This is a genomic window from Runella sp. CRIBMP (assembly GCF_009905605.1).
In the GTDB taxonomy this organism is placed as follows: Bacteria; Bacteroidota; Bacteroidia; order Cytophagales; family Spirosomataceae; genus Runella.
On record NZ_JAAAKZ010000007.1, the window covers coordinates 38,785 to 60,511 of the forward strand.

General features: G+C 44.9%; 21 protein-coding genes and 1 pseudogene. 3 read left to right on the top strand and 19 right to left on the bottom strand.

From position 1 onward, the window contains the following. Positions 1 to 60: 60 nt before the first annotated feature. Entirely contained in the window at positions 61 to 1,188 is a 1,128-nt protein-coding gene (locus GVN20_RS17760) for an ATP-binding protein (RefSeq protein WP_166559630.1), read from the top strand. A gap of 34 nt (positions 1,189 to 1,222) precedes the next feature. Continuing rightward, positions 1,223 to 2,215 carry a Gfo/Idh/MocA family protein gene (locus GVN20_RS17765; protein WP_166559631.1) on the top strand — a complete coding sequence of 331 codons (993 nt, stop codon included), beginning with the start codon at positions 1,223 to 1,225 and terminating at the stop codon, positions 2,213 to 2,215. A gap of 43 nt (positions 2,216 to 2,258) precedes the next feature. Here GVN20_RS17765 and GVN20_RS17770 read toward each other — a convergent pair whose 3' ends face one another. From GVN20_RS17770 to kdpB, 5 genes are all read right to left on the bottom strand, one after another. Further along, complete coding sequence (locus GVN20_RS17770; RefSeq protein WP_166559632.1) at positions 2,259 to 3,956, bottom strand: ATP-binding protein; 1,698 nt, start codon at positions 3,954 to 3,956, stop codon at positions 2,259 to 2,261. 46 nt (positions 3,957 to 4,002) lie between these two features. Then, positions 4,003 to 5,130: a sensor protein KdpD gene (locus GVN20_RS17775; protein WP_166559633.1), complete on the bottom strand. Its 1,128-nt coding sequence runs from the start codon at positions 5,128 to 5,130 to the stop codon at positions 4,003 to 4,005. 4 nt (positions 5,131 to 5,134) lie between these two features. After that, positions 5,135 to 6,202 carry a porin gene (locus GVN20_RS17780; protein ID WP_166559634.1) on the bottom strand — a complete coding sequence of 356 codons (1,068 nt, stop codon included), beginning with the start codon at positions 6,200 to 6,202 and terminating at the stop codon, positions 5,135 to 5,137. A 33-nt stretch (positions 6,203 to 6,235) separates the two neighbouring features. Next, positions 6,236 to 6,796, bottom strand: coding sequence for a K(+)-transporting ATPase subunit C (locus GVN20_RS17785; protein WP_166559635.1), 561 nt, complete (start codon positions 6,794 to 6,796; stop codon positions 6,236 to 6,238). Positions 6,797 to 6,909: 113 nt separating this feature from the next. Then, positions 6,910 to 8,964: a potassium-transporting ATPase subunit KdpB gene (kdpB, locus tag GVN20_RS17790; RefSeq protein ID WP_166559636.1), complete on the bottom strand. Its 2,055-nt coding sequence runs from the start codon at positions 8,962 to 8,964 to the stop codon at positions 6,910 to 6,912. Positions 8,965 to 8,999: 35 nt separating this feature from the next. On the opposite strand from kdpB, the gene GVN20_RS17795 reads away from it, so the two are divergent. Continuing rightward, positions 9,000 to 9,188, top strand: coding sequence for a DUF6516 family protein (locus GVN20_RS17795; RefSeq protein ID WP_166559637.1), 189 nt, complete (start codon positions 9,000 to 9,002; stop codon positions 9,186 to 9,188). Here the strand turns inward: GVN20_RS17795 and kdpA are convergent. The 14 genes and pseudogenes from kdpA to GVN20_RS17860 form a co-directional block, all read right to left on the bottom strand. Then, complete coding sequence (gene kdpA, locus GVN20_RS17800; RefSeq protein ID WP_166559638.1) at positions 9,175 to 10,869, bottom strand: potassium-transporting ATPase subunit KdpA; 1,695 nt, start codon at positions 10,867 to 10,869, stop codon at positions 9,175 to 9,177. The genes GVN20_RS17795 and kdpA overlap by 14 nt on opposite strands. Positions 10,870 to 10,885: 16 nt before the next feature. After that, positions 10,886 to 10,966 carry a K(+)-transporting ATPase subunit F gene (kdpF, locus tag GVN20_RS17805; RefSeq protein ID WP_114070236.1) on the bottom strand — a complete coding sequence of 27 codons (81 nt, stop codon included), beginning with the start codon at positions 10,964 to 10,966 and terminating at the stop codon, positions 10,886 to 10,888. A gap of 279 nt (positions 10,967 to 11,245) precedes the next feature. Next, positions 11,246 to 12,577, bottom strand: coding sequence for a sigma-54 dependent transcriptional regulator (locus GVN20_RS17810; RefSeq protein WP_166559639.1), 1,332 nt, complete (start codon positions 12,575 to 12,577; stop codon positions 11,246 to 11,248). 93 nt (positions 12,578 to 12,670) lie between these two features. Continuing rightward, complete coding sequence (gene galU / locus GVN20_RS17815; protein ID WP_166559640.1) at positions 12,671 to 13,546, bottom strand: UTP--glucose-1-phosphate uridylyltransferase GalU; 876 nt, start codon at positions 13,544 to 13,546, stop codon at positions 12,671 to 12,673. A 7-nt stretch (positions 13,547 to 13,553) separates the two neighbouring features. Continuing rightward, complete coding sequence (locus GVN20_RS17820; protein ID WP_166559641.1) at positions 13,554 to 13,895, bottom strand: type II toxin-antitoxin system PemK/MazF family toxin; 342 nt, start codon at positions 13,893 to 13,895, stop codon at positions 13,554 to 13,556. Then, complete coding sequence (locus GVN20_RS17825; protein WP_166559642.1) at positions 13,885 to 14,079, bottom strand: hypothetical protein; 195 nt, start codon at positions 14,077 to 14,079, stop codon at positions 13,885 to 13,887. The genes GVN20_RS17820 and GVN20_RS17825 overlap by 11 nt, the downstream gene beginning before the upstream one ends. A gap of 39 nt (positions 14,080 to 14,118) precedes the next feature. Further along, entirely contained in the window at positions 14,119 to 15,615 is a 1,497-nt protein-coding gene (locus GVN20_RS17830; RefSeq protein WP_166559643.1) for a M28 family peptidase, read from the bottom strand. 12 nt (positions 15,616 to 15,627) lie between these two features. Continuing rightward, positions 15,628 to 16,563, bottom strand: coding sequence for a homoserine kinase (locus GVN20_RS17835; RefSeq protein ID WP_229599116.1), 936 nt, complete (start codon positions 16,561 to 16,563; stop codon positions 15,628 to 15,630). 48 nt (positions 16,564 to 16,611) lie between these two features. Next, positions 16,612 to 16,944, bottom strand: a pseudogene (locus GVN20_RS29725) (HEPN domain-containing protein); the annotation flags it as partial. Next, positions 16,941 to 17,279: a nucleotidyltransferase family protein gene (locus GVN20_RS17840; RefSeq protein ID WP_166559645.1), complete on the bottom strand. Its 339-nt coding sequence runs from the start codon at positions 17,277 to 17,279 to the stop codon at positions 16,941 to 16,943. The pseudogene GVN20_RS29725 and the gene GVN20_RS17840, both read right to left, overlap by 4 nt. A 132-nt stretch (positions 17,280 to 17,411) precedes the next feature. Then, a complete protein-coding gene (locus GVN20_RS17845; protein WP_166559646.1) occupies positions 17,412 to 18,776 on the bottom strand; it encodes a hypothetical protein in 1,365 nt (454 codons plus the stop codon). Positions 18,777 to 18,789: 13 nt separating this feature from the next. Then, on the bottom strand, positions 18,790 to 19,803 hold the full coding sequence (locus tag GVN20_RS17850) for a hypothetical protein (protein WP_166559647.1): 1,014 nt from the start codon (positions 19,801 to 19,803) through the stop codon (positions 18,790 to 18,792). Positions 19,804 to 20,257: 454 nt separating this feature from the next. After that, complete coding sequence (locus GVN20_RS17855) at positions 20,258 to 21,073, bottom strand: DUF4097 family beta strand repeat-containing protein (protein ID WP_166559648.1); 816 nt, start codon at positions 21,071 to 21,073, stop codon at positions 20,258 to 20,260. 30 nt (positions 21,074 to 21,103) lie between these two features. Further along, positions 21,104 to 21,664 carry a hypothetical protein gene (locus GVN20_RS17860; RefSeq protein ID WP_166559649.1) on the bottom strand — a complete coding sequence of 187 codons (561 nt, stop codon included), beginning with the start codon at positions 21,662 to 21,664 and terminating at the stop codon, positions 21,104 to 21,106. Positions 21,665 to 21,727: the final 63 nt, after the last annotated feature.

A 21,727-nucleotide genomic window follows, 5' to 3' on the forward strand; every position in this document is an offset into this window, starting at 1 on the left:
AGGATTGTAATCTAGTATTATTATAATAATTTTGGATTATAATCGTGAAAAGATATACTAATGATTCAACGTAGCTTGATGCCGCACCTTCAGCAACGACTGAAAAGAGGGAAAGTAGTTATCTTGACGGGTCCACGCCAAGTAGGTAAAACAACCCTGTTGCGAGCTATACAACAACAATATGAAGGGAAAACCATCTGGCTTAACTGCGATGAGCCGGATGTGCGCCAACAGCTTACCAATGCTACTTCTACGGAGATAAAGGCATTGCTTGGAAATGCCGATTTGGTACTGATTGATGAAGCCCAACGCGTAAAAAACATTGGTTTGACGCTTAAATTGTTGGTCGATAATCTCCCGGAGCGGCAAGTGATTGTTACAGGCTCTTCGGCTTTGGAATTAGCAAATGAGATTCAGGAGCCACTTACGGGACGTAAATTTGACTTTCATTTGTATCCACTTTCGGTTGAGGAACTGGTAAATTACAGCGGTGCTTTAGAAGAAAAACGTTTGTTAGAACGCCGCCTTATTTATGGCCAATATCCTGAAGTGGTGCTGAATCAGGGAGAGGAGGAGATATTGCTCCGAAACATCTGCGATAGCTACTTATACAAAGATATTTTTACCTATCAAGATGTAAGAAAAGCCGAAGTGATTCAGGCATTGTTGGAAGCGTTGGCCTTGCAAGTGGGTTCAGAAGTTTCTTATCAGGAATTAGCTCAACTGCTCAAAATAGACCAAGCAACGGTGGTACGCTACATTGATTTGCTGGAAAAGGCGTTTGTTGTTTTTCGTTTGAGAGCGTTGAATCGTAATGTACGTAATGAAATCGCGAAGAGTCGTAAAATTTATTTTTATGACAACGGGATTCGAAATGCGCTTATCAAAAATTATCAACCTCTAAATCTGCGGGCAGATACGGGGGCCTTGTGGGAGAATTTTTTGGTAAGTGAGCGCCTCAAAAGCCTTCATTATGCTCAAAAACAAGTAAATAGTTTCTTTTGGAGAACCGCCCAACAGCAGGAAATCGACTATGTTGAAGAAGAAAACGGACAATTTAAGGCGTATGAATTCAAGTGGAATCCCCTGCAAAAAGCTAAATTTTCGCGCACTTTTACTGAAAACTACCCCGTACTGAGTACCGCCGTGATTAATTCCGTCAATTATTTGGAATTTGTGCTTCGCTGATTGTTTCTTTGTTTAAACTCAAACCAAAATCCACATGACACGTTGGGGAATCATCGGGCCGGGGCGCATTGCCCATAAATTTGCCCAAGACTTAATGCAGGTGGCAGACGCCAAACTCACGGCGGTAGCCTCCCGCGACTTGGGCCGGGCGCAGCTGTTTGCGCGGGAGTACGGCGCTACGTATACGTACGGCAGCTACGAAGAAATAATCAATTGCCCAGAATTGGATGCCGTCTATATTGCGTCGCCGCACATCGGCCATTTTGACCATACGTTGTTGTGCCTCAACGCTGGTATTCCTGTTTTGTGCGAAAAGCCCTTTGCCATGAATACTGCTCAGGTAAGTGAAATGATTCACGTGGCGCGGGGCAAGAATGTATTTTTGATGGAAGCATTGTGGACGCGTTTTCTGCCAACCACACTCAAAACCCTCGAAATTATTGAATCAGGGGCCATTGGCAAAGTGTTGGGGGTGAAGGCGGACTTTGGATTTAAAGCGCCTTACGACGTCGACAAACGGACTTTTAACAAAGATTTGGGAGGAGGCGCACTGCTGGACATTGGGATTTATCCGTTGTTTTTATCATACCTGATTTTGGGAAAACCAACCAAAATTACGGCACAGGCTATTTTTGGTGAAACCAAAGTGGATGAATCGACAGGCATGACGTTGACCTATGCCGACGAACAGTTTGCCTTTTTGGATTGTACTTTCATGGCCAATACGCCATGTGAGGCGTTTATATACGGAGAAAAAGGGAGCATAGCCATTGATTCGCGCTGGCACGAAAGCAAGGCGGTGACGGTCACTTATGACAATGAAACCACCGAAACCTTTGCTTTCGACCGCCCAACTTGGGGGTATCAGTACGAAATTGAAGAAGTAAATGCATGTTTGGAGGCAGGCAAGCTCGAAAGTGACAGATGGTCATTGACCGACAGCATGAACCTGATTTCGTTGTTGGATGCCGTGCGGCAAGAGATTGGGCTGGTTTATAAAGATTTTGATGCGACAGATGCAGTATAAACATACCTGAATTGGGACCAGATTTCAAATCGGGCCAGCACCTTTAAGCCAACGGCAGTTGAAACCAAAAACGGCTGCCGTTGCCCAATTCACTTTCAACGCCGATACGTCCCTTTTGTGCTTCAATAAACTCTTTGGAAATGGCCAACCCTAGCCCCGTTCCTGATTTAGACTGGCCGTTGCTGGGAACCTGAAAATAGCGGTCGAAGATGCGCTCTTGGTATTTTGACTCAATTCCTTTCCCAAAATCTTGTACCGAAAAAAGCACGTGTTTTTGGTCATGGCTGACCTGAGCCTCTACCGTGATGGTTGATTTTTCGGGACTATACCGAATGGCATTGGAAAGAAAATTCATTAAAACCCACATCGTTTTGTCTAAATCTGCCTGAATAGCGGGTAAATCAACAGGAAGTTGACAATGCAATTCTAGCTGTTTTTGCTCTGCCGAAAATTGCAATGCCTCAGTCGCGGCCTTGACAACTTCCTGCGGATGGATGCTTCTGAAATTGAGTTGAATATTGCCCGTTTCTACCTGCGACAGGTCAAGGAGCTCACCCGTAATGTTGAGGAGCCGTTGACTGTCGTCTTGGATTTGATTAAGTAAGTGTTTTTGTTCTTTGTTCAATGACCCAATCCGCTCATTTTCAAGAAGTTTTAGGCTCATTTTAATGCCCGAAATCGGCGTTTTCAATTCGTGCGAAATCGTGGCGATAAAATTGGTTTTGGCTTGGTCAAGTTCGTGAAAGGGCGTAATGTTTTTAAGGATAATCACTTTGCCGATGCGTTGTTCGCCATTTTTTACTTCTAAAACCTCTTTGGTAAAATAGCCTTCTCGCTCGTTTGTCACTATTTTGAGGGGCTTTAGCGGGGTGCCGTCGTTTAATAATGTTCGTAATAAATCATTTTTGAGGGCCACATCGGGGGCGTATTTGCCCGCCAGCTGAGACGCATCTAGGCCGAGCATTTCGGCTCCAGTTGAGTTGACAAAAAGCAAATAGTCGCTCTCATCCAAGCCCACAATGGCGTCGTTCATTTGGTTGATGATGGTCTCGGTACGGCGTTTTTCGAAAAGCACCCTGGCCAGACTGCTGTGTTCGTATTCGTCCAGTTTTTCGGCCATTAGGTTAAAAGCGCGCGCCATTTCTCCGAGTTCGTCCTTGCGCTCCACACCCAGCCGCGACTCGTAGTTTTTACGACTGATTTCCTGCAAGCCTTCGGTCAATTGTTGGATGGGCTCGGCGATGGTGTTAGGAAAGTTGATGATAAACGAAAACGCCACTAAAGCGCATACCGTGGCAATAAGCACCATGTAAGAATAGACCTCATCGGCCGTTTTTTTTACCTGCGCATTTTTGCGCACAATGGCTTGCATATTGACATCTGTAAGTTTGGTTAACTGTTGAGCAATGAGGCGAATACGGCTACTGTCGGGGCTTTTGCGGAGAGCATTAAAGTGACTTCGAAGCTGCTGGGTGGCTTCAGCCTCGCCTATTTCGGTAATGTTTTGCTCTTGATGAAGAAGGCTTTTTTCAAAAAGGGTAATGTCTTCGTTTTTCCAGGCGTTTTCGTCAATCACATTACGCATGTTGCGTACGTATTCGAGCGAGATGTAATTGTCTTTCAATATCTCCTGCGCTTCAGAGGAGAGTTTTTTGAGGTACCACGCCCCTAGGCTGCCGAGCAATACAATGACGGCAAACAAAAAGGTAAGCGCAAGTCGAAGTTTGGTTTTTAGTTTCATAACCCCACCTTAGCCCTCCATTGTAAGGGAGCTTTTTTATAGTTCGTTAACTTATCACTACTAAATCAATGTCAGTATCGGAAACTTTGTTCAATAGTTTGAAAAATAGCGAGTTGCCTGTAATATTTCTCCAAAAATTGCGATGAGGTTTGCCTATGCAGACGGTTGTAATGTTATGTTTTTGAGCGGTGTCAAAAATGGTTTGGGCCACTTCATTGCTTTTGACCCGAATCACTTCAGCCCCAATTTCAGTCGCTAATTTAAAATTATTGATAAGATGGCGTTGGGCGGCAAGACCGATTTTGTCGGCCTCTTCTGCCGAGGTCTGAACGTACAATACGTACCATTTTCCTTGGTAATAACTCGCTAAACGCGCGGTTTTACGCAGTATTTTTTTTGCTATTTCGTGGTTAGAACTGATGCAGGCCAAAAATCGTTCGGAGCGTAAGTTCGCATTTCTGGGTACTTCCAATTCCACCTTTCGTTCCACCTGTGAGGCTACTTCTTTCAGGGCCAATTCTCGTAGTTGCAGAATTTTGTCGGCTTTAAAAAAATGATTGAGCGCGGTCTCGATTTTAGTAGGGTCATAAATTTTGCCTTCTTTAAGGCGGGCGATAAGCTCATCGGCGGTGAGGTCAATGTTGACCACTTCGTCGGCTTGCTGCAAGATACTATCGGGGACCGTTTCTTTAACTTCAATTCCTGTGATTCTAAAAACGTCATTATTAAGGCTTTCGAGATGCTGAATATTGACGGCTGAAATAACGTTAATTCCTGCATTCAGAATGTCTAATACATCCTGCCAACGCTTTTCGTTTTTAGAGCCGTGGATGTTGGTATGGGCAAGTTCATCCACAATCACTACTTCGGGATGAAGGTTAAGAATAGTTTGCAAATCCATTTCCTCCATTTCTTTCCCTTTATAAAATACGCTACGATGGGGGATGAGCGGCAAACCGTCGAGCAAGGCGTGTGTATCCGCGCGGCGGTGGGTTTCAATAAAACCGATTTTTATATCTACGCCATTGCGTAAAAGGGTATGGGCTTCTTGCAGCATTCGGTACGTTTTACCCACCCCTGCACTCATGCCGATATAAACCTTCAACTTACCCCGTCGCGATTTTTTGATGAGGTCAAGGAAATATTGGGCGTTTTGTTTGGTAGAATTGGGCATGGTTTTAAAATGACACGGCCAATGAGGTGGTGACAATAAAATCGGTTGCGGTTTTTCGGCCTGCTTTTTCAAATAAATCATCTTTACTCCCCAAACTACGGGCTTCAATCCTGCACAATGCATTCGAGATAGGGGTATAGTCTAGGTTGAATGAATAGCCATTTACGCGAAAACCGTTTGGTGAGTTAGTGGTGACAACCAATCCTTTGGGGTCGCTATAATTTTCTACACGTCCCGCAACGCCTACTCTTGAACTGAGTTGGTATTTTAAAATAGCCACCCAGCTTGTCCAAGCGTCGTAACTGGGGCGTTGTTGGTCTATCCCGTAGTCAAAATCGGCAATTAACTCCCATTTTTTGTTTAATTGAACTATGGCGTAGAGGTTATGAAAAAAACGATTTCGGTTGGTGTTGTCGGGGCGACTTCCCAAAAATGTGCTGGAATTGAGCGTAACCTTAGCGTTTGGCTTAAACGTAATTTGAGTGCCTACGGCCAAACGGGTATTTTCATCCGTCCGTCGAATTTGTTGCCAACCATTGAGCACCAATCCCGATAAAAACCATTTTCCGTTGTCGGTGGTATAGCCAATTTTGGCTCCCGTCTCATAATAAGGCGTATTGTCGGCCATGAGGCTGCGGGTGAGCGTTCGACAATCTTTTGAGATGGCGCTTTCAAAACCGATGTGTGAAGAAAACACGCCTGCGTCGAGCCAGAGATTTTTGGTTTTTGCGAGTTTAAGGCCCACATTGGCTTCAAAAATATGGCGCAACGTAGCAGGTTCGGCGGCCAAATTAGCGTTAGTGTACGTGCCAGCCATCAGGGCAATATTTCCGCGAATTCGTTCGTCAACGTAAGCGGCTTTGATAAAACCCAAATTGAGGTTGAATTCATTGTGTCGATTGTGGCTGTATACAAACGATGGGCGGTCATTGTTGAGGGGCTGGTTGAAATCATAGCTGTAATAGGCTTCTACGTAGCCAGATAGGACAAGTTTGGCTGTAGAATCAATGGTTTGGGCAAATAAGGGTGTACACAGCACGTAGGCAAGTGCGACAGTTACAAACTTTTTCATGGTAATTTCTGATTTTTGGCAACCGCTGTGGGGTTACAAGTTATCCAAAGCCAAATTCAATGCCAAAATATTTACTTTTGAAGGTCCAAACAAGCCCAAAAGAGGGCCTTGGGTATGTGTTTTAACCAGTGCTCTGACTTTATTTTCGGGAAGGTTTCTATTTTTTGCAATTCGAGCAACCTGTACCTCGGCCCCTTGTGGCGATACGTCGGGGTCAAGTCCGCTACCCGAAGCCGTCAGGAGTTCGGCGGGAATAGCTGATTTGGGGATGGTTGGATTATGCACCAAAAACGTGTCAATCCTAGCTTGTACCTGTGCCAAATAATCAGGATTGGAAGGGCCTTTGTTGGAGCCTCCCGAACCAGCAGCATTGTATTCCACCGCTGACGGGCGCGACCAAAAGTACTTATCTTCCGTGAATTTTTGGCCTACATTGGCAAAACCTACGACTTTGCCATTGACCGAAACAGTTTCGCCCTGGCCTTTTTCGGGCGCAAATTGAGCAAATCCCCATACAAGTAAGGGATAAATAACCACCAGTAATACAAACAGAGTAGCGGTCATTAAGAAGGCGGGTACGATGTGTGTTTTCATTTGAATACTTTTAAATTAGATTATACTTGAAAGATGAATGGCATTGGGTTTTAAGAAACCCAAGTGTTGGTTATGATTAACCAACAACACTAACTACCAACAGCACTAACCGATTACAGCCAACTTGCTACAATCAGATCAATGAGTTTGATGCCGATAAACGGCACTATTAATCCACCGAGGCCATAAATCAGCAAATTGCGGCGTAACAGCGCGCTTGCTCCGATGGGCTTATACGCCACGCCCTTCAAGGCCAACGGAATCAACAAAGGAATGATGATTGCGTTGAAAATCACCGCCGACAAAATGGCACTTTCTGGACTGGCTAAATGCATGATATTGAGCGCCTGTAAGGCTGGAATAGATGTCATAAACAAAGCGGGCACAATCGCAAAGTACTTGGCTACGTCGTTGGCAATAGAGAAGGTCGTGAGCGTACCGCGTGTCATCAACAGTTGTTTGCCTATTTCCACGATTTCAATGAGTTTGGTGGGGTCGTTGTCTAAATCGACCATGTTGCCCGCTTCTTTGGCCGCTTGTGTTCCGCTGTTCATGGCTACGCCCACGTCGGCTTGGGCCAGCGCTGGTGCGTCGTTGGTGCCGTCGCCCATCATGGCTACCAGTTTGCCGTTGGCCTGCTCGGCTTTGATGTAGTTCATTTTATCTTCGGGCTTGGCTTCGGCAATAAAATCATCCACACCCGCTACATTGGCGATGTATTTAGCCGTTAGTGGGTTATCTCCCGTGACCATGACCGTTTTGACGCCCATTTTGCGTAGACGTTCAAAACGCTCCTTAATGCCAGGTTTGATGACATCCTGCAATTCGATGACCCCTAACACTTTTTCGTTTTCTGAAACTACTAATGGAGTACCGCCATTCGTGGCAATTTCGCGCACTTTGTCGGCAGTATCGTTCGGAAATATGTTTCCTGCTCTTTCAACCATGACTCGAATCGAATCTTGCGCGCCTTTGCGGATGCGGACATTGGGTGGCAAATTAATTCCAGAAGAGCGAGTTTCGGCAGTAAACTTGATTATTTCGTTATCTTGGAGCATTGTAGGCAGTTTTTCCCCTTTTTGTAGCCCTAACTCTACGATGGATTTCCCCTCGGGGGTTTCGTCGGCCAAAGAAGAAAACAAAGCAGATGTTGTAAAGCATTCTTCACTGATACCCGCCGTGGGCCAAAAGTTTGTTGCTTTGCGATTTCCGATGGTGATGGTTCCTGTTTTGTCCAATAGGAGTGTATCAATATCGCCTGCGGTTTCTACCGCTTTCCCTGATTTGGTAATCACGTTGGCCTGCAGGGCGCGGTCCATCCCAGCAATCCCGATAGCCGAAAGCAAACCTCCGATAGTCGTTGGAATCAAACAGACAAAGAGTGCAATAAAAGCTGAAATAGGAATGTAGGTGTGGGAATAATCGGCAAAGGGTTTGAGCGTGACGCAGACGATGACGAAGATGAGCGTAAATCCTGCCAATAAGATGGTTAATGCGATTTCATTAGGTGTTTTCTGACGAGATGCACCTTCTACCAAAGCAATCATTTTGTCCAGAAAACTCTCTCCAGGTTGCGTTGTTACTTTTACTTTGATGTGGTCAGAAAGCACTTTGGTGCCACCCGTTACCGACGATTTGTCGCCGCCCGCTTCACGAATCACAGGCGCGGATTCTCCCGTAATAGCCGACTCATCGATGGTGGCCAATCCTTCGATGATTTCGCCGTCGGTCGGAATAATATCGCCTGCTTCGCACACAAATATGTCGCCTTTTTCAAGTTGGGAGGAAGGAATGGTTTGAAGTTCGTTCACTTTTAGTCGACCGAGGGTTCGGATGACCTTGGCCGGGGTTTCTTCGCGGGTTTTTCGGAGGCTGTTGGCTTGGGCTTTGCCGCGTGCTTCGGCCAGTGCTTCGGCAAAATTTGCAAAAAGCAAGGTGAGCAAAAGAACGGAGAATATAATAACGTTATAGACTAAACTTCCTTGGGTAGCAGCACCGCCAACTGCAATTTGCAGGCACGCCAAAAGCATCACAAGCGTTCCGATTTCGACCGCAAACATGACGGGATTGCGGAACATGATAGTTGGATTGAGTTTGACAAACGACTCTATCAGAGCGGTTTTTACCATACCTCCCTGAAAGAGAGAGGGGGCTTGAGAACGTTTCATATTTTTTGTGATTTTGAAGAAAAAATTAGTAAGCTATGTCTGCTGTTTTAACCGTCGAAAAAGCGGTTCACGATATTAGATGGAATAACACAGCGCATCATCCATACATTGACACTTTCCCCTTCCATTGCCACGCCGGTTCTGAAACCAACGTGCTGCCCTCCGAGCCAATGACCATTGAAAAGGTCTTGACTTATATTGCTTCCCAACTCAGCGAAGGGTAAAAAACTCCGCCAACGGCCCAAGCGCGAGCGCGGGAAAGAAAGACAGCGCGGCGATGATGAAAATCACGGCAAACACCATAAAACCAAACGTAGCGGTGTCAGTTTTGAGCGTTCCCGCAGATTCAGGGATATACTTCTTATTTGCCAAAATTCCCGCGATGGCAATTGGCCCGATGATGGGAATATAACGGCTCATAATCAGCACAATACCACAGGTAATGTTCCAAAAAGGAGTGTTGTCGCTCAAGCCCTCAAAACCAGATCCATTGTTAGCGGAAGAAGAAGTGTATTCATACAACATTTCCGAAAATCCGTGAAAACTTGGATTGTTAAGCCAGCCTACGCTTGGGTCTTGGGTAAATACATAACTTGAAAGTGCCGTAAAAGCCAGAATCAAAAAGGTATGAAGCAACGCGATGATGGTGGCAATTTTCATTTCTTTGGCTTCAATTTTTTTACCCAAAAATTCGGGCGTACGTCCTACCATCAACCCCGAAATGAAGACCGCAATGATGATAAAAATGTAGAAGTTCAGAAAGCCGACGCCCACACCTCCGTAAAGTGCATTAATCATCATATCAATGAGTTGCATAGCCCCCGAAAGCGGCGTCATACTGTCGTGCATCGCATTGACCGAGCCGTTGGAAGTAGTGGTGGTGGCGATGCCCCAAAAAGCAGAAGCCGCTGCGCCAAACCGTATTTCCTTGCCTTCCATACTGCCCAATGATTGGTTGATATTCATTTTTGTGATGGCAGGATTGCCTTGCATTTCAAAATAAACGGAGACGCTCAGCAGGAGGAAAAAGCCTAGGGTCATTACGCCAAAAATCATCCACGCGAGTTTTTTTCGATTAAGATAAAAGCCGAGCGCAAACACAAAGGCAATGGGAATGAGGATGATAAGAATGTTTTCGATGATGTTGGTCAGGTAATTCGGATTCTCCAGCGGGTGCGCTGAATTGACCCCAAAATACCCACCGCCGTTGGTCCCAGCCTGTTTGATGGCAATCATGGCTGCCGCTGGTCCGCGTGATACCTGTACCGAATCACCCTGCACCGTAACGATATTCGCTTTTCCCTCCCAGTTCATAGGTGTTCCGTTGAATACTAAAATAACGGCCGACACTAACGCGATAGGCAACAAAATACGGGTGCATGATTTAAGGAAATAACTATAAAAATTGCCTAATTGATTGGTTTGGTGCTCTTTCATTGCCTTAAATACAATCGCCGCTGCGGCCATACCCGTTCCTGCCGTTACAAACTGCATAAACATCAATCCTGCCAACTGCGAAAAATACGTGACTCCCGTCTCACCCGAATAGTGTTGCAGATTACAATTGACCAAAAAAGAAACGGCGGTATTAAACGCTAAATCTGCACTCATCGACGGATTATGGTCTGGATTGAACGGGAGCCATCCTTGATTCATGAGCACAAACATCATCCAGAAAAACCAAACAAAATTAATGGTTAAAAGAGCAGCCAAATTTTCCTGCCACGTCATTTCCTTTTTGGGATTGATGCGGCACACTTTATAAATATAGTTTTCGAGCGGCGACATAAAGTCCAGCCACGTAGGTTGGCCTAAATAAACCTTGGCGATGTAGCGCCCCAAAGGCAGCGCCAACAAAACCGTAAGGACAAAAATTAAACTGATACCGAGAATTTCCTGTAACATGATTTTAATGAAGTTTCTAGAATTTTTCAGGTTTAAGTAAGACGTACACCAAGTAGCCAAACACAGCCAAAGCAAGGATGAAGAGAGCGGTGAACATAGCGTTAGATTTTTTCAAAGAATCGAATAGAACCGTAGAACAGGGCAAAGCACCCAATGCCCGCGAAAAGAAGAATGATAAGCATACTCATAATGAAAATGTGTTTTAATGAGACACACTTATGTATGCCAAAGCCGTGCCTGTCGAAATGGAGGGTAGTTAAGATGTTAAAAAAGAGGCGTTTATGGTGTTTTTTGAAATTTGGACAATAAAAAACCCTTCCATTTTGGAAGGGTGGGTTTTCATTTTGATAGGGTAGCGCCGCAAAATTTTGAGGCGCTACAATTCATATTCTTCAATCTTCCGATACAGTGTCGTGAGACCGATGCCGAGGAGTCGGGCGGTTTCGGTTTTGTTGTGTTGGGTATGGTGCAACATCCAGTCAATGTGCTGTTTTTCAATTTCGGCCAACGTTGCTACACCCTGTGTGAAATTGGCGGTGCCAAACTGCATTTCAAAGGGAAGTTCCCGCGGGGTTAATTCATTGTGATTCGCCAGAATAACGGCGCGTTCAATCACATTTTTTAATTCACGGATATTGCCTTTCCAAGCACTTTGCTTTAGTCTTTCTAAAAATGACGCAGATAATTTTGGTGCTGGGCGGTTCATTTTAGCCGCATAGATTTGGACAAAATGCGCGGCCAATAAGGGAATATCTTCGGGGCGTTGATGCAGGGAAGGAAGTTTTATCTCAAAAACCGACAAACGGTAGTACAAATCGAGGCGAAAGTGTTGGTTTTCAGCTTCTTTTTGTAAGTCGCGGTTGGTGGCGGCCACAAACCGAACGCTGACTTGGGTTGGCTTGGTGTCGCCTACTTTGTAGAACGCATTCGTTTCCAGAACACGCAGGAGCTTGGCTTGCAAGTCTGGGCTCATTTCACCGATTTCATCCAGAAACAACGTGCCGCCGTGGGCTTCTTCCATCAAGCCTTTTTTATCTTTTGTCGCACCCGTAAAAGCTCCAGCGCGGTGGCCGAAGAGTTCGCTTTCCAGAATTTCGCGGCTGAATGCGCTGCAATTGAGCGCCACAAAAGGTTTATCGCGTCGTGGACTTTGTTGATGGATGGCTTGGGCAAATACTTCTTTGCCCGTACCAGTTTCGCCCAACAGCAACACCGTAGTATCCGTTACGGCTACTTTTTGGGCCAATTCTATAGCCTCCAGAATGGGTTTTGAGGTTCCGATGATACTTCCAAACCCAAATTTTTGACTTACTTTTTCCTCTAGCCGATGGACTTTCTGACGAAGCTCGGCTTTCTCGGTCGCCCGCGCTACCAGTGGCACAATGCGGTCGTTGTCGTCGCCTTTGGTAAGGTAGTCAAACGCGCCATTTTTGACGGCCTGTACCCCGTCGGCTATGGTGCCGTAGGCCGTCAGCAGGATAACTTCAACAAGTGGAAATTGCGTTTTGAGGCGTTGGGTAAGTTCAACACCGTGGGCATCAGGTAGTTTTACGTCGCAGACTACCACCTGAATGTCTTGTTTTTCCAGAATCTTAAAAGCCGAATGTGCATTGTCGGCTTCGCTCACGTGATAGCCTTCTAGCTCCAGAATGCGTTTGAGCAGCCCCCGGAGTTTGATTTCATCATCGATGAGGAGGAGATTGGGCATGAAATTCTGTCACGCTGTAAGCGTCTAATTTTTAGTGCATTAAATGTGATTTTAGGTGCCTACGGCATGACAAAATTAAGGTTTTTTAACCTGCTATTTTACATCATACTCCGCCAACGTCTCACGTAAAAACTTCAAGAACGGAGCCGAAAATTCCTTGCGTTTAAGGGCAAATTTTACCGTTGTTTTCAAGAAATCAAGTTTGTTTCCAATGTCGTGGCGCTCGCCTTCAATGCGGTGGGCGTAGATGCTTTCGCGGCGCAGCAAGATTTGGAAGGCATCGGTGAGTTGGATTTCGCCGCCTTTACCTTTGCCCGTTTGTTCAATCGCCGTAAAGATTTCGGGCGAAAGAATATACCGTCCGGCAATGGCTAGGGTAGAAGGAGCGGCCTCAATGGAAGGCTTTTCGATGAGGGCGTCCAACTGCATGATGGTATCGCTCAACGCCGTTCCGCCTACGATTCCGTAGCGGTTTACTTTCTCGCGTGGCACGGTTTCGACCGCAATCACGGTGCTTTGGTATTGCTCGTAGGTATCAATCAATTGCTGCGTGACGGGGATGACCGAATCCATGATGGTATCGCCCAAAAGCACCGCAAAAGGTTCATTGCCAACGTGTTGTTTGGCGTAATAGATGGCATCGCCGAGACCATTGGTCTCGCGTTGACGAACATAGTGAATATTGGCCATGTCGGACAAACGGCGCATTTCGTTCCAAAGCAGTTCGTCTTGTTTTTCTTCTAATTTGGCTTCCAATTCTACATTACGGTCAAAGTGGTCTTCGATGGCGCGCTTACCGCGACCTGTAATGATAAGAATGTCTTCAATGCCCGAATCGACCGCTTCCTGCACCACGTACTGAATGGTGGGCGTGTCGATGATGGGGAGCATTTCTTTGGGTTGAGATTTTGTTGCGGGTAAGAATCGGGTTCCTAAACCAGCGGCAGGTATAACAGCTTTACGAATCATGTGGGAGTTAAAAAATAGAATGAATGATTTTGTTTCTTACAAAATCACAATATTCGGGTTTTAAAAAAGTATGTTGTTTCTTCAAAACGCTATCCATGTTGAACATTCCAACGATATGAGTAGCAAAATATCCCTGACGGGAAGATGCTTTGGAGAGCATTTCAGGTTTGATTTCAATGGTATATTTTGGAAAATAATTTTTGGTTGTCATTAATACGGCATAGAAAAACTCTTCATCAAGGAAGAGTTCATCATTTGAAACAACTAAAGCAGGGTGAGGAAGAAAACGTCCATCGGGCATTTGAAAATTAACTTCAACAACTTCCCATTGGGATACCTTACCCTTCATAATTTTTGAATGATTTAGCAACAACCCGGCTGCCATTCATGACAGCGGCTTTACGGTAATCATTGGCAGTGTATTCGCGTTCTATTTCTCTTTTTAATAATGCCACAACTATTTCCAAAATAGATTCATCTTCTACACTGTCAATCAATTCGTGTGCTTTTTGTCTGGTCTGAGCCTCTACCATGTTTTTGTTATTTTAACAAAATTAGCAAAAAACAATCACTTATTTCCCATAAAGTGCCTTGGCGGCGGGCTCATATTTATCTCCCGCAATCCAGTAAGGACGAACGGATTTATTGGCAATGAGCCGGGCCGAATAGGCAAATGATTGACAGAATTTTAACAGATAATCAAAATCTACCGAGTCAGGATTGTCGGTGGCTTGGTGGTAATATTTGGCAATTTCACCGTCAAAACTTTTGAATCCTGGGGCAAAATCTGGGGCAGGAATGCCCTTGGCGGCTAAATTTACGTTGTCTGAGCGGTCAAAAAGGCCCTGTTCGGGAGCGGGGTCGCCAAAAACGCCTAATCCAAACGCTTTACAGCCCGCCTCGATTTCCGCTTTGCAGTTGGTGCGGTCGAGGCCAATGACCGACACGAGCGTTTTGTCGCTGTAGCCAGCGCCATCGCTGTTGAGGTTAAACACGCACTGATTTAGCGGTACTAGCGGGTGCTCTGCATAATATTTACTACCCAATAATCCCACTTCTTCGGCGGTGTAGCCAATCAATAAAATAGAACGTTTGGCGGGCTGGATAGATAAAGTCTTGGCGGCGGTCAGCATGGCTACCGTTCCGAAAGCATTGTCGCGGGCACCGTTGAAGATACTGTCGGCTGGGGTGTAGGTATTGCCACCTTTTTTACCCGTGCCTACGTGGTCAAAGTGCGCCGATACCACAATATATTCGTTTTTGAGCATGGGGTCAGTTCCTTCAATCACTCCTACCACATTATAGGAATTGATATTTTGTTGGTCACGGCCTGTGGTTTGAAACTTGGCCGAAGAAGCCCCGCTTTTGAATAGATCCGTGTATTTTTTCTGCTGGCCATTGACCCAAACGTGCGTTACTCCGTTGCTTCCGCCATTGTCCAAACTCAGTTTTTCATTTCCGAAATACCGTGACGCAAAGTTCCAAGGGATTTGAGCGGTAAACAGTTCAATGAGCAAGGCGGCGCCTTTTTCGGTGGCAAGTTTGCGCTTATCGTTGGCGGCGGCAAAGATTTCTTGTGGCGTTTTTGATTCGGGCGTGCCTACCTGCGCCACCACGATTTTGCCTTTCACATCTTTTGTATAATCAGCGGCTTGCCCATAGCCCACAAAAACCACATCGGCGCTGAAGTTGGCGGCGCCTCCTCCCAAAATGACAAATTCTTTGCCCGAGTGTAAGGTATCACTGTTGGCAATTAAAAGGCCCTCTTTGGCACTTTTTTGAATAAGAAACGGAACAGGTTGCAAATAGGTCGTTTGGCCGGGAGCGGGCTTGATGCCTAAGTACCGAAACTGCTCCGCGAGGTACCGCGCGGCGACCAAGTTGCCTTGCTCCCCCGTGCGCCGCCCCTGCAACTCGTCGGAGGCTAAAAAGCGCATGTTCATTTCTACTTCGGCCCGTGAATACTTGGTTTCGGGCAGTTTTTTGAGTGATTGAGCAGAAACAGAAAACGAAAAAAAAGAGGTGGCTAATGAAACAGCAATGAACGATTTTATAGATGCTTTCAGCATGACAAATAGAGTTTACGCCGTTTCCAGCACTTTGGGGCCTTGTTGATTGATTTGAGATACGTAACTTTTGGTGGTAATGCCTACGCTGCCGAAGGCTTCGCTCATGGTTTTTGCAACGCGCTCGGCGGTGTCGCGGCCACGGCTGAGGGCAAACATGGACGGGCCAGCACCAGAAATACTGCACCCCAACGCGCCGCTGTCGAGGGCGGCCTGTTTTACGTGGTCAAACTCAGGGATAAGAATGGAGCGTACTGGCTCAATGATGACATCCACCATCGAACGGCTGACCAAGTCGTAATCTTCCTGCATCAGCCCCGCAATCAACCCCGCTACGTTGCCCATTTGAGAAATGGTATTTTTGAGCGAAACCTCGTTACGCAATATATAACGCGCATCTTTGGTATTGACTTCTACGTCAGGATGAACCAGTGTACAAAATAACTCATCGGGAACTTTGACCTTAAACACATCAAGCGGGGAATAACTGCGAATGACCACGAAGCCGCCCAACAGTGCAGGCCCTACGTTGTCGGCGTGGGCCGCCCCGCAGGCGATTCGCTCGCCTTCCATCGCAAAGGGCAACAACTCCCGCTGCGTCAGCGGACGGCCCAACAGCTCATTGATGGCAAAAATACCCACCACTGAGCTGGCTGAGCTAGAACCCATACCGCTGCCCAAAGGCATGTTTTTGTGAAGTGTTACCTCGATACCCTGTTGGGAACCAATGTGTTCCAGAAATTTAAGCATCACCACCGACACGGCGTTGCGCTCGGGTTCGCGCGGCAGGCGACCTTCATCGCCGATGATGTCTTTGATAATGATGCCGGGCATGTCGCGTTTGCGGAGTTCTACGATGTCGCCGGGTTCGTCCAGTGCAAATCCAAAAATATCAAACCCACAGGCTACGTTAGCAACGGTGGCCGGGGCAAAAGCTTTTATATAATTCATTGAGAGGTGGGAGTTTTGACTCAGGAATTGGTAAGTTATATTAAAAAAGTTTTTGGCATTTTCTACGGATTCATTGGCTTCTTCAGAGATAATGTCGTCATAATCATAGTCGCTAAATCGTCTCTTTTCATAAGATTTTTGTAGCCAGACATTAGAATCCAATGGAAAAATCCCCGTTTTAATGTATTTCAATCGGAATTGATTATGAGCTCCTTCGTGAGATTTAGTATGAATGTTTTCTATCCAAAGTAAAACCTGAATACAATGAAAAATAGAGTAATACGCGCGATTTACGCTGGCTTCATAACGCCCTTGCTCCAAAAAATCAGTTGCATCCTGCAAACAGTCTTCCGCTTTTTGAAAAATGATCAGAGAATTCATAATTCTATACCGTCTTCTCTTACATTCTCATATAACGGTAGTTTCAATGAAGAAAACCGAGTTTTGACTACTGGAATGGTTGAAATCCATTTATCATATTTTAATCCTAAATCGCTGTTAATCACCGACATGTTGCTTATTTCGGTAAGAGGATGGATTTTTTCATCATTCAGAACTACCAAAACATCTACATCCGACTCCTCACGCTGTTCCCCGCGGGCATAGGAGCCAAAGAGAATCACTTGGTGTAAACGTTCACCATATAAATCCAACAGCCCTTTTTTAAGGTCTGCCAGCAACGATTTGAGTTCGGAAGGGATAGCACGGTGACTCATACCAATGTCATTTTGACAAAAGTACATAAAAACGCCAAAAAATGCAGGGATGCTTTTGTTGGTGGTTCAGGGTTGAACAATAAAGTTAAATTTCCATGAAAACCATTCGGGAAGGCGTGGTTTGTTTATGATTTAGATGGCGAAGCCGAGTTTGAAACTACTATAAGGTTCAAAAATAGGTTGATGCTTAGTAGTAGAACGTTCTTTGTAGAGCAATCCAAGCTGAAAATCAAAAAAACCTTTTTCAAATATCCTTCTTTGCATTCCCCAAGTCGCGTAGGCAGCTCTGGTATTGTTCCAACGTGTTTCTCGTTTTACTTGAAAAATAGGATTATAATCCATGTCACTAAACGATAGCTGTTGGCTGCCCATAATAGCGAAGTAGTTCCCCGAAAGGTTGTTGGCCGATTTTCCCTCTCTTATTCGCTTCTTTAGGTTGTAGTAGTACCTAGGCTGTATTAAAAGGGTACTGCCAGCCACCAAAAATTGCGAGCCAAATGATTGGAGCGCTTTTCTGCTCAAATATGCTAAAGATAGATTTAATTCAGTGTTGATGGACCACGCTGATTTTACAATCTTTCTTTCATACGAAACGGGCAAAGAGAAGTTAAATTGGCGATTGGTAAAGGTGAGAGGCGAGACAATATTGATTTTAAAAAGGTGGTTTTCTTCTTTAAAACACTTCCAAACATTGCAATCGCTGGCATTGAGAGATGCTGTTTTTTTGGCAGAAGTAAATCCCAAACCAAATTTTACATCTGAAAATATAAACCATTCGTTCTTGGGGGCAGGAACATTGATGTTTGATTGATTGTGTAGGGTCAAATCGTAAGTAGTGCGCCCAATATTGAGAGAGAAATCGGCAAATCCTCGCCTGAAAAATCTCTTTTGGGTACCTAATTTTAGAGCAAAAATTTGGGAGCTCTTATACCACTGATTGGATTGGTTTCCGATGAATGGTACTTCGAGTAATTTGCTCACAAACTTAATAGAGGGTATTTCAAAAGCTTGTCCGTACTTAAAACCTACATACGAACCTGTTAGGTTATTAGCTTGTAAACCTTGTTTTAAGCGTTTTTTCATATCATAAAACCAGCGAATTTCGGCACTTGCAAAATGAGATGCCCATTGGAAATCACTAATGTAGCCACCGCTTAAGCCTATATCAATAGAGAACGAAGACCCAATTTTATGTTCATAACCAAAAGCATAGGATAACGAACTAGGTAAGCTTTCTGAGATTTCATTACTTGGGCCTCTTAATTGTAAACTAGGTATAGGACTGGCTGATAAATACCCCTTCAGCATCCACTTCGTAGGCTCCTTGGTCATAAAAACATAATCATATTGGTCAATAAACCGCTGTTTTTCGAGCGTTCCGGTTTCCTGCGTATGCGTAATGCGGACGGAGTCGCTTTGGGCGAAGGCGGTAGAGATTCCTCCTATCGTCAGAATGACAAAGAAAGTCGAACAAAGGAAGAGGAGTAATTTTTTCATGGCTATTGAGGGTTTAGAGGGCAAAGCCGAGTTTGAAGTCAAAAATGAAGTTGCTTGGGCCTAATGAATAGGGATGACGGTCCAACAGCATTTTTGAAATATTTAGGTCAATGAATCCATTTTTAAATAATTTCCTTTGATAGCCAATTAATAATCCCGTATTTATAAACATTGGAGTAAAGTCGAAATTGTGTTTATATCGGTCGTTTTTTGTAAACCCGTATGACCCCAAAAAAACATTGTTCAAACCCGCATAAACACCTGATAAATTATTGCCTGACTTACCCAAACGAACCAGACGATTCATCAAAAAATACCAGCGTGGCTGAATGTATAACTGTGCCCCAAGGCTTAGGCTTTGGCTGTTACTGGGGAAATAAGTTTCTGTAACTGGGTCATATTGCTGCGTGTTTTTTTGAAGATTGTTCAAGGCGTATAAATTCATATAAGTATTGATTGAAAATGCAGATTTGGCAATTTTTTGTTCGTAACCAATACTGCCATTAAGTGCCTGCATAGAGGTGCTGAGGCTAATCCGAGGCCAACTGATTTTCCATAGGTTGTTCTCGTTTTCAAAGCATTGAAATACATCACAAGCAGGGATTTTAGCCGTTTTTTTGAAGTCGGCCAAAGCTACACCTACTTTGAAATTGGTCGTGATGAGCCAATTGTGTTGAGGAGTTGAAGTAATACTTTCTTGAATATTACTCCAGTCTACTGGTTGCTTGATTGAATTGTCGCCGTCTAAGAAAGTAAGTTTCCGGTGGATTTGCTGATTCGTATTGCGGTTTAATGCGATTGAAAAATCAATGAGACCGTATCTGAAAAAGCGTCGCTGGATTCCATAATTCAAGCTGAGTTGAGAATGGTAATAACTGCCGAAATAGTCGGTATTCCATTTGCCATTTGTACCAGAAAGCCCTGTAGCCACTGAATTTTCATTTTGCCATAATCTTTCATATCTGAGCGATAGATAATTTCCCGAAAAATTGTTACTGCTTTTTCCTTTTCGAATACGCCTTGCCATGTCATAGTACCACCTCAGTTCGGCGGATGTAGCCCAACATCTATTACCACTTGATGTATAGTAATACGAATAATCAATAAGGCCAGCTTCTGTAAGAGGGACCTTAGAAACACGCGCTACGTCTATTTCTATTGAAAATGAAGGGCTTAACTTTCGCTCTACGCCCAATCTAAAATCAACAGTTCTTTTTATATACCCTCTTTGGAAAATATTAGAACCGAGTAAATTATTTATATTCCCATACCCCTTCAGCATCCACTTCGTAGGCTCTTTGGTCATAAAGACATAATCATATTGGTCAATAAAACGCTGTTTTTCAAGCGTTCCCGTTTCCTGCGTATGGGTGATACGGACGGAGTCGGTTTGGGCGAGTGCGGTAGAGATTCCTCCTATTGTCGGAATGATAAAAAATAGAAAAGAATTAACTTTTTCATGGTTGTTAGCTGATAGTGTGTTATTGCTTGGCGGCGGTGGTGCCGTTGCGGAGTTCTGTACTTTTGGTTTCTACATCCAGTTTTACCTGCGATTTATCGGTCTGAATATCAAGACTTCCGTACTGTGCCCGTACGCGGCATTCGCCTTTGATTTGTTGCAGCACCAAATCAGTCCGCTCGGAGAAGATGCTCAATAGGCCGTTAAAATTTTCCGTTCGCAAAGCACCGAACTGTGTTCTGGCCGTTAAGATGCCGCGCAAATCGGTGAGCTCGATGGTGCAAAATTCCGTTTGCAACTGCATGGTTTGGGTTTGCAGTCCTTTGAGGGTTATTTTTCCAAAACTGTTTTGAATTTCTACGGCACAATTTGTCGGGACGAACAGCGTAAAACGGGCTTTGAGGTTGGATTGCGGTTTGGTTCCGTTTTTGGCCAATACCACAAAATTGTGCAGACTTACTGTCTTGCCTTTCCTGTCGGCCGTATAGTGCAGGGCTTCCAAATCCTTTTCGGCTACGCTACGGTCGGGGTGTTTGGCGGTGAGTTCGATGGTTGCTTTTATTTCATTTTTACCCCAAGTCATTATTTCGATGTCGCTGCGCTCTCCCCACACCATAACTTTGGGGTATCGGTCGGCCACAAATGTTTTCTCGACCGTTTTGGTCACTACCTGCAGGGTTTGCGCAGAAGCATCTAAACCGCAAATTGTAAAATGCAAAATGAGTAATGTAAAAATGAACAGTAGCCTTCGGGTGCAATGATAATGGCCCGATGGCTTCCATTCATTTTGAAAGGGTGGGGGGAATCTCCACAGATTGAAAATGATTCGTTTTTTCATGGTTGCTTTTGTTGTGGCTGGCTGTAGTGGTTATATTCTTTCATTAAGTTTTCTAAGAATATTGGCGCGTTCTTGCTCTATTTCAGAGAGTTGTGCCGACAATGCGGCGTCGGTATTGTATGAGCCGAGGGCGTCTTTGAGTTGGTTGCTTGCCGCTGTGAGATTGTCAAGTTCTTGTTTGAGATGTTTAAATTCGGGTTTTTCACAAACCGTTACCCTGTCTTCGCAAAGTGCCTGTAATTGAGCGTATTGTTGGTCAATGGTTTCGTCTGGTGCAACCATTGTTTTGGGATTTATTTTTTCCTGTGAATACGAAATAGCTGCCTTTTCGGCGTTTGGTTGCATGGCCACATACCCACCAATTCCTACCGCCAACACCACGGCGGCGGCGGCCGCATATCGCCACCACGTTCTTGGTGAGTTTGGCAGTTGTGCGGCAATCTCCACCCAAGCCTGAACGGGCGGCTCGTAGGTTGGTAGCTTGCTCAGGGCTTCCTGCAAAGGCGCTTCATTGAGAGCCTGCTCAATATTTTCCCAGACCGATTCAGGCGGGGAATACTGCGGAAGTGTATCTTTCAATGAATTTTCCATCCTGTGTTTTGTCTGTTTATTGGTTCGGATTTGAGAATCCGAAAGCACTCTTCGGGCAGAGAC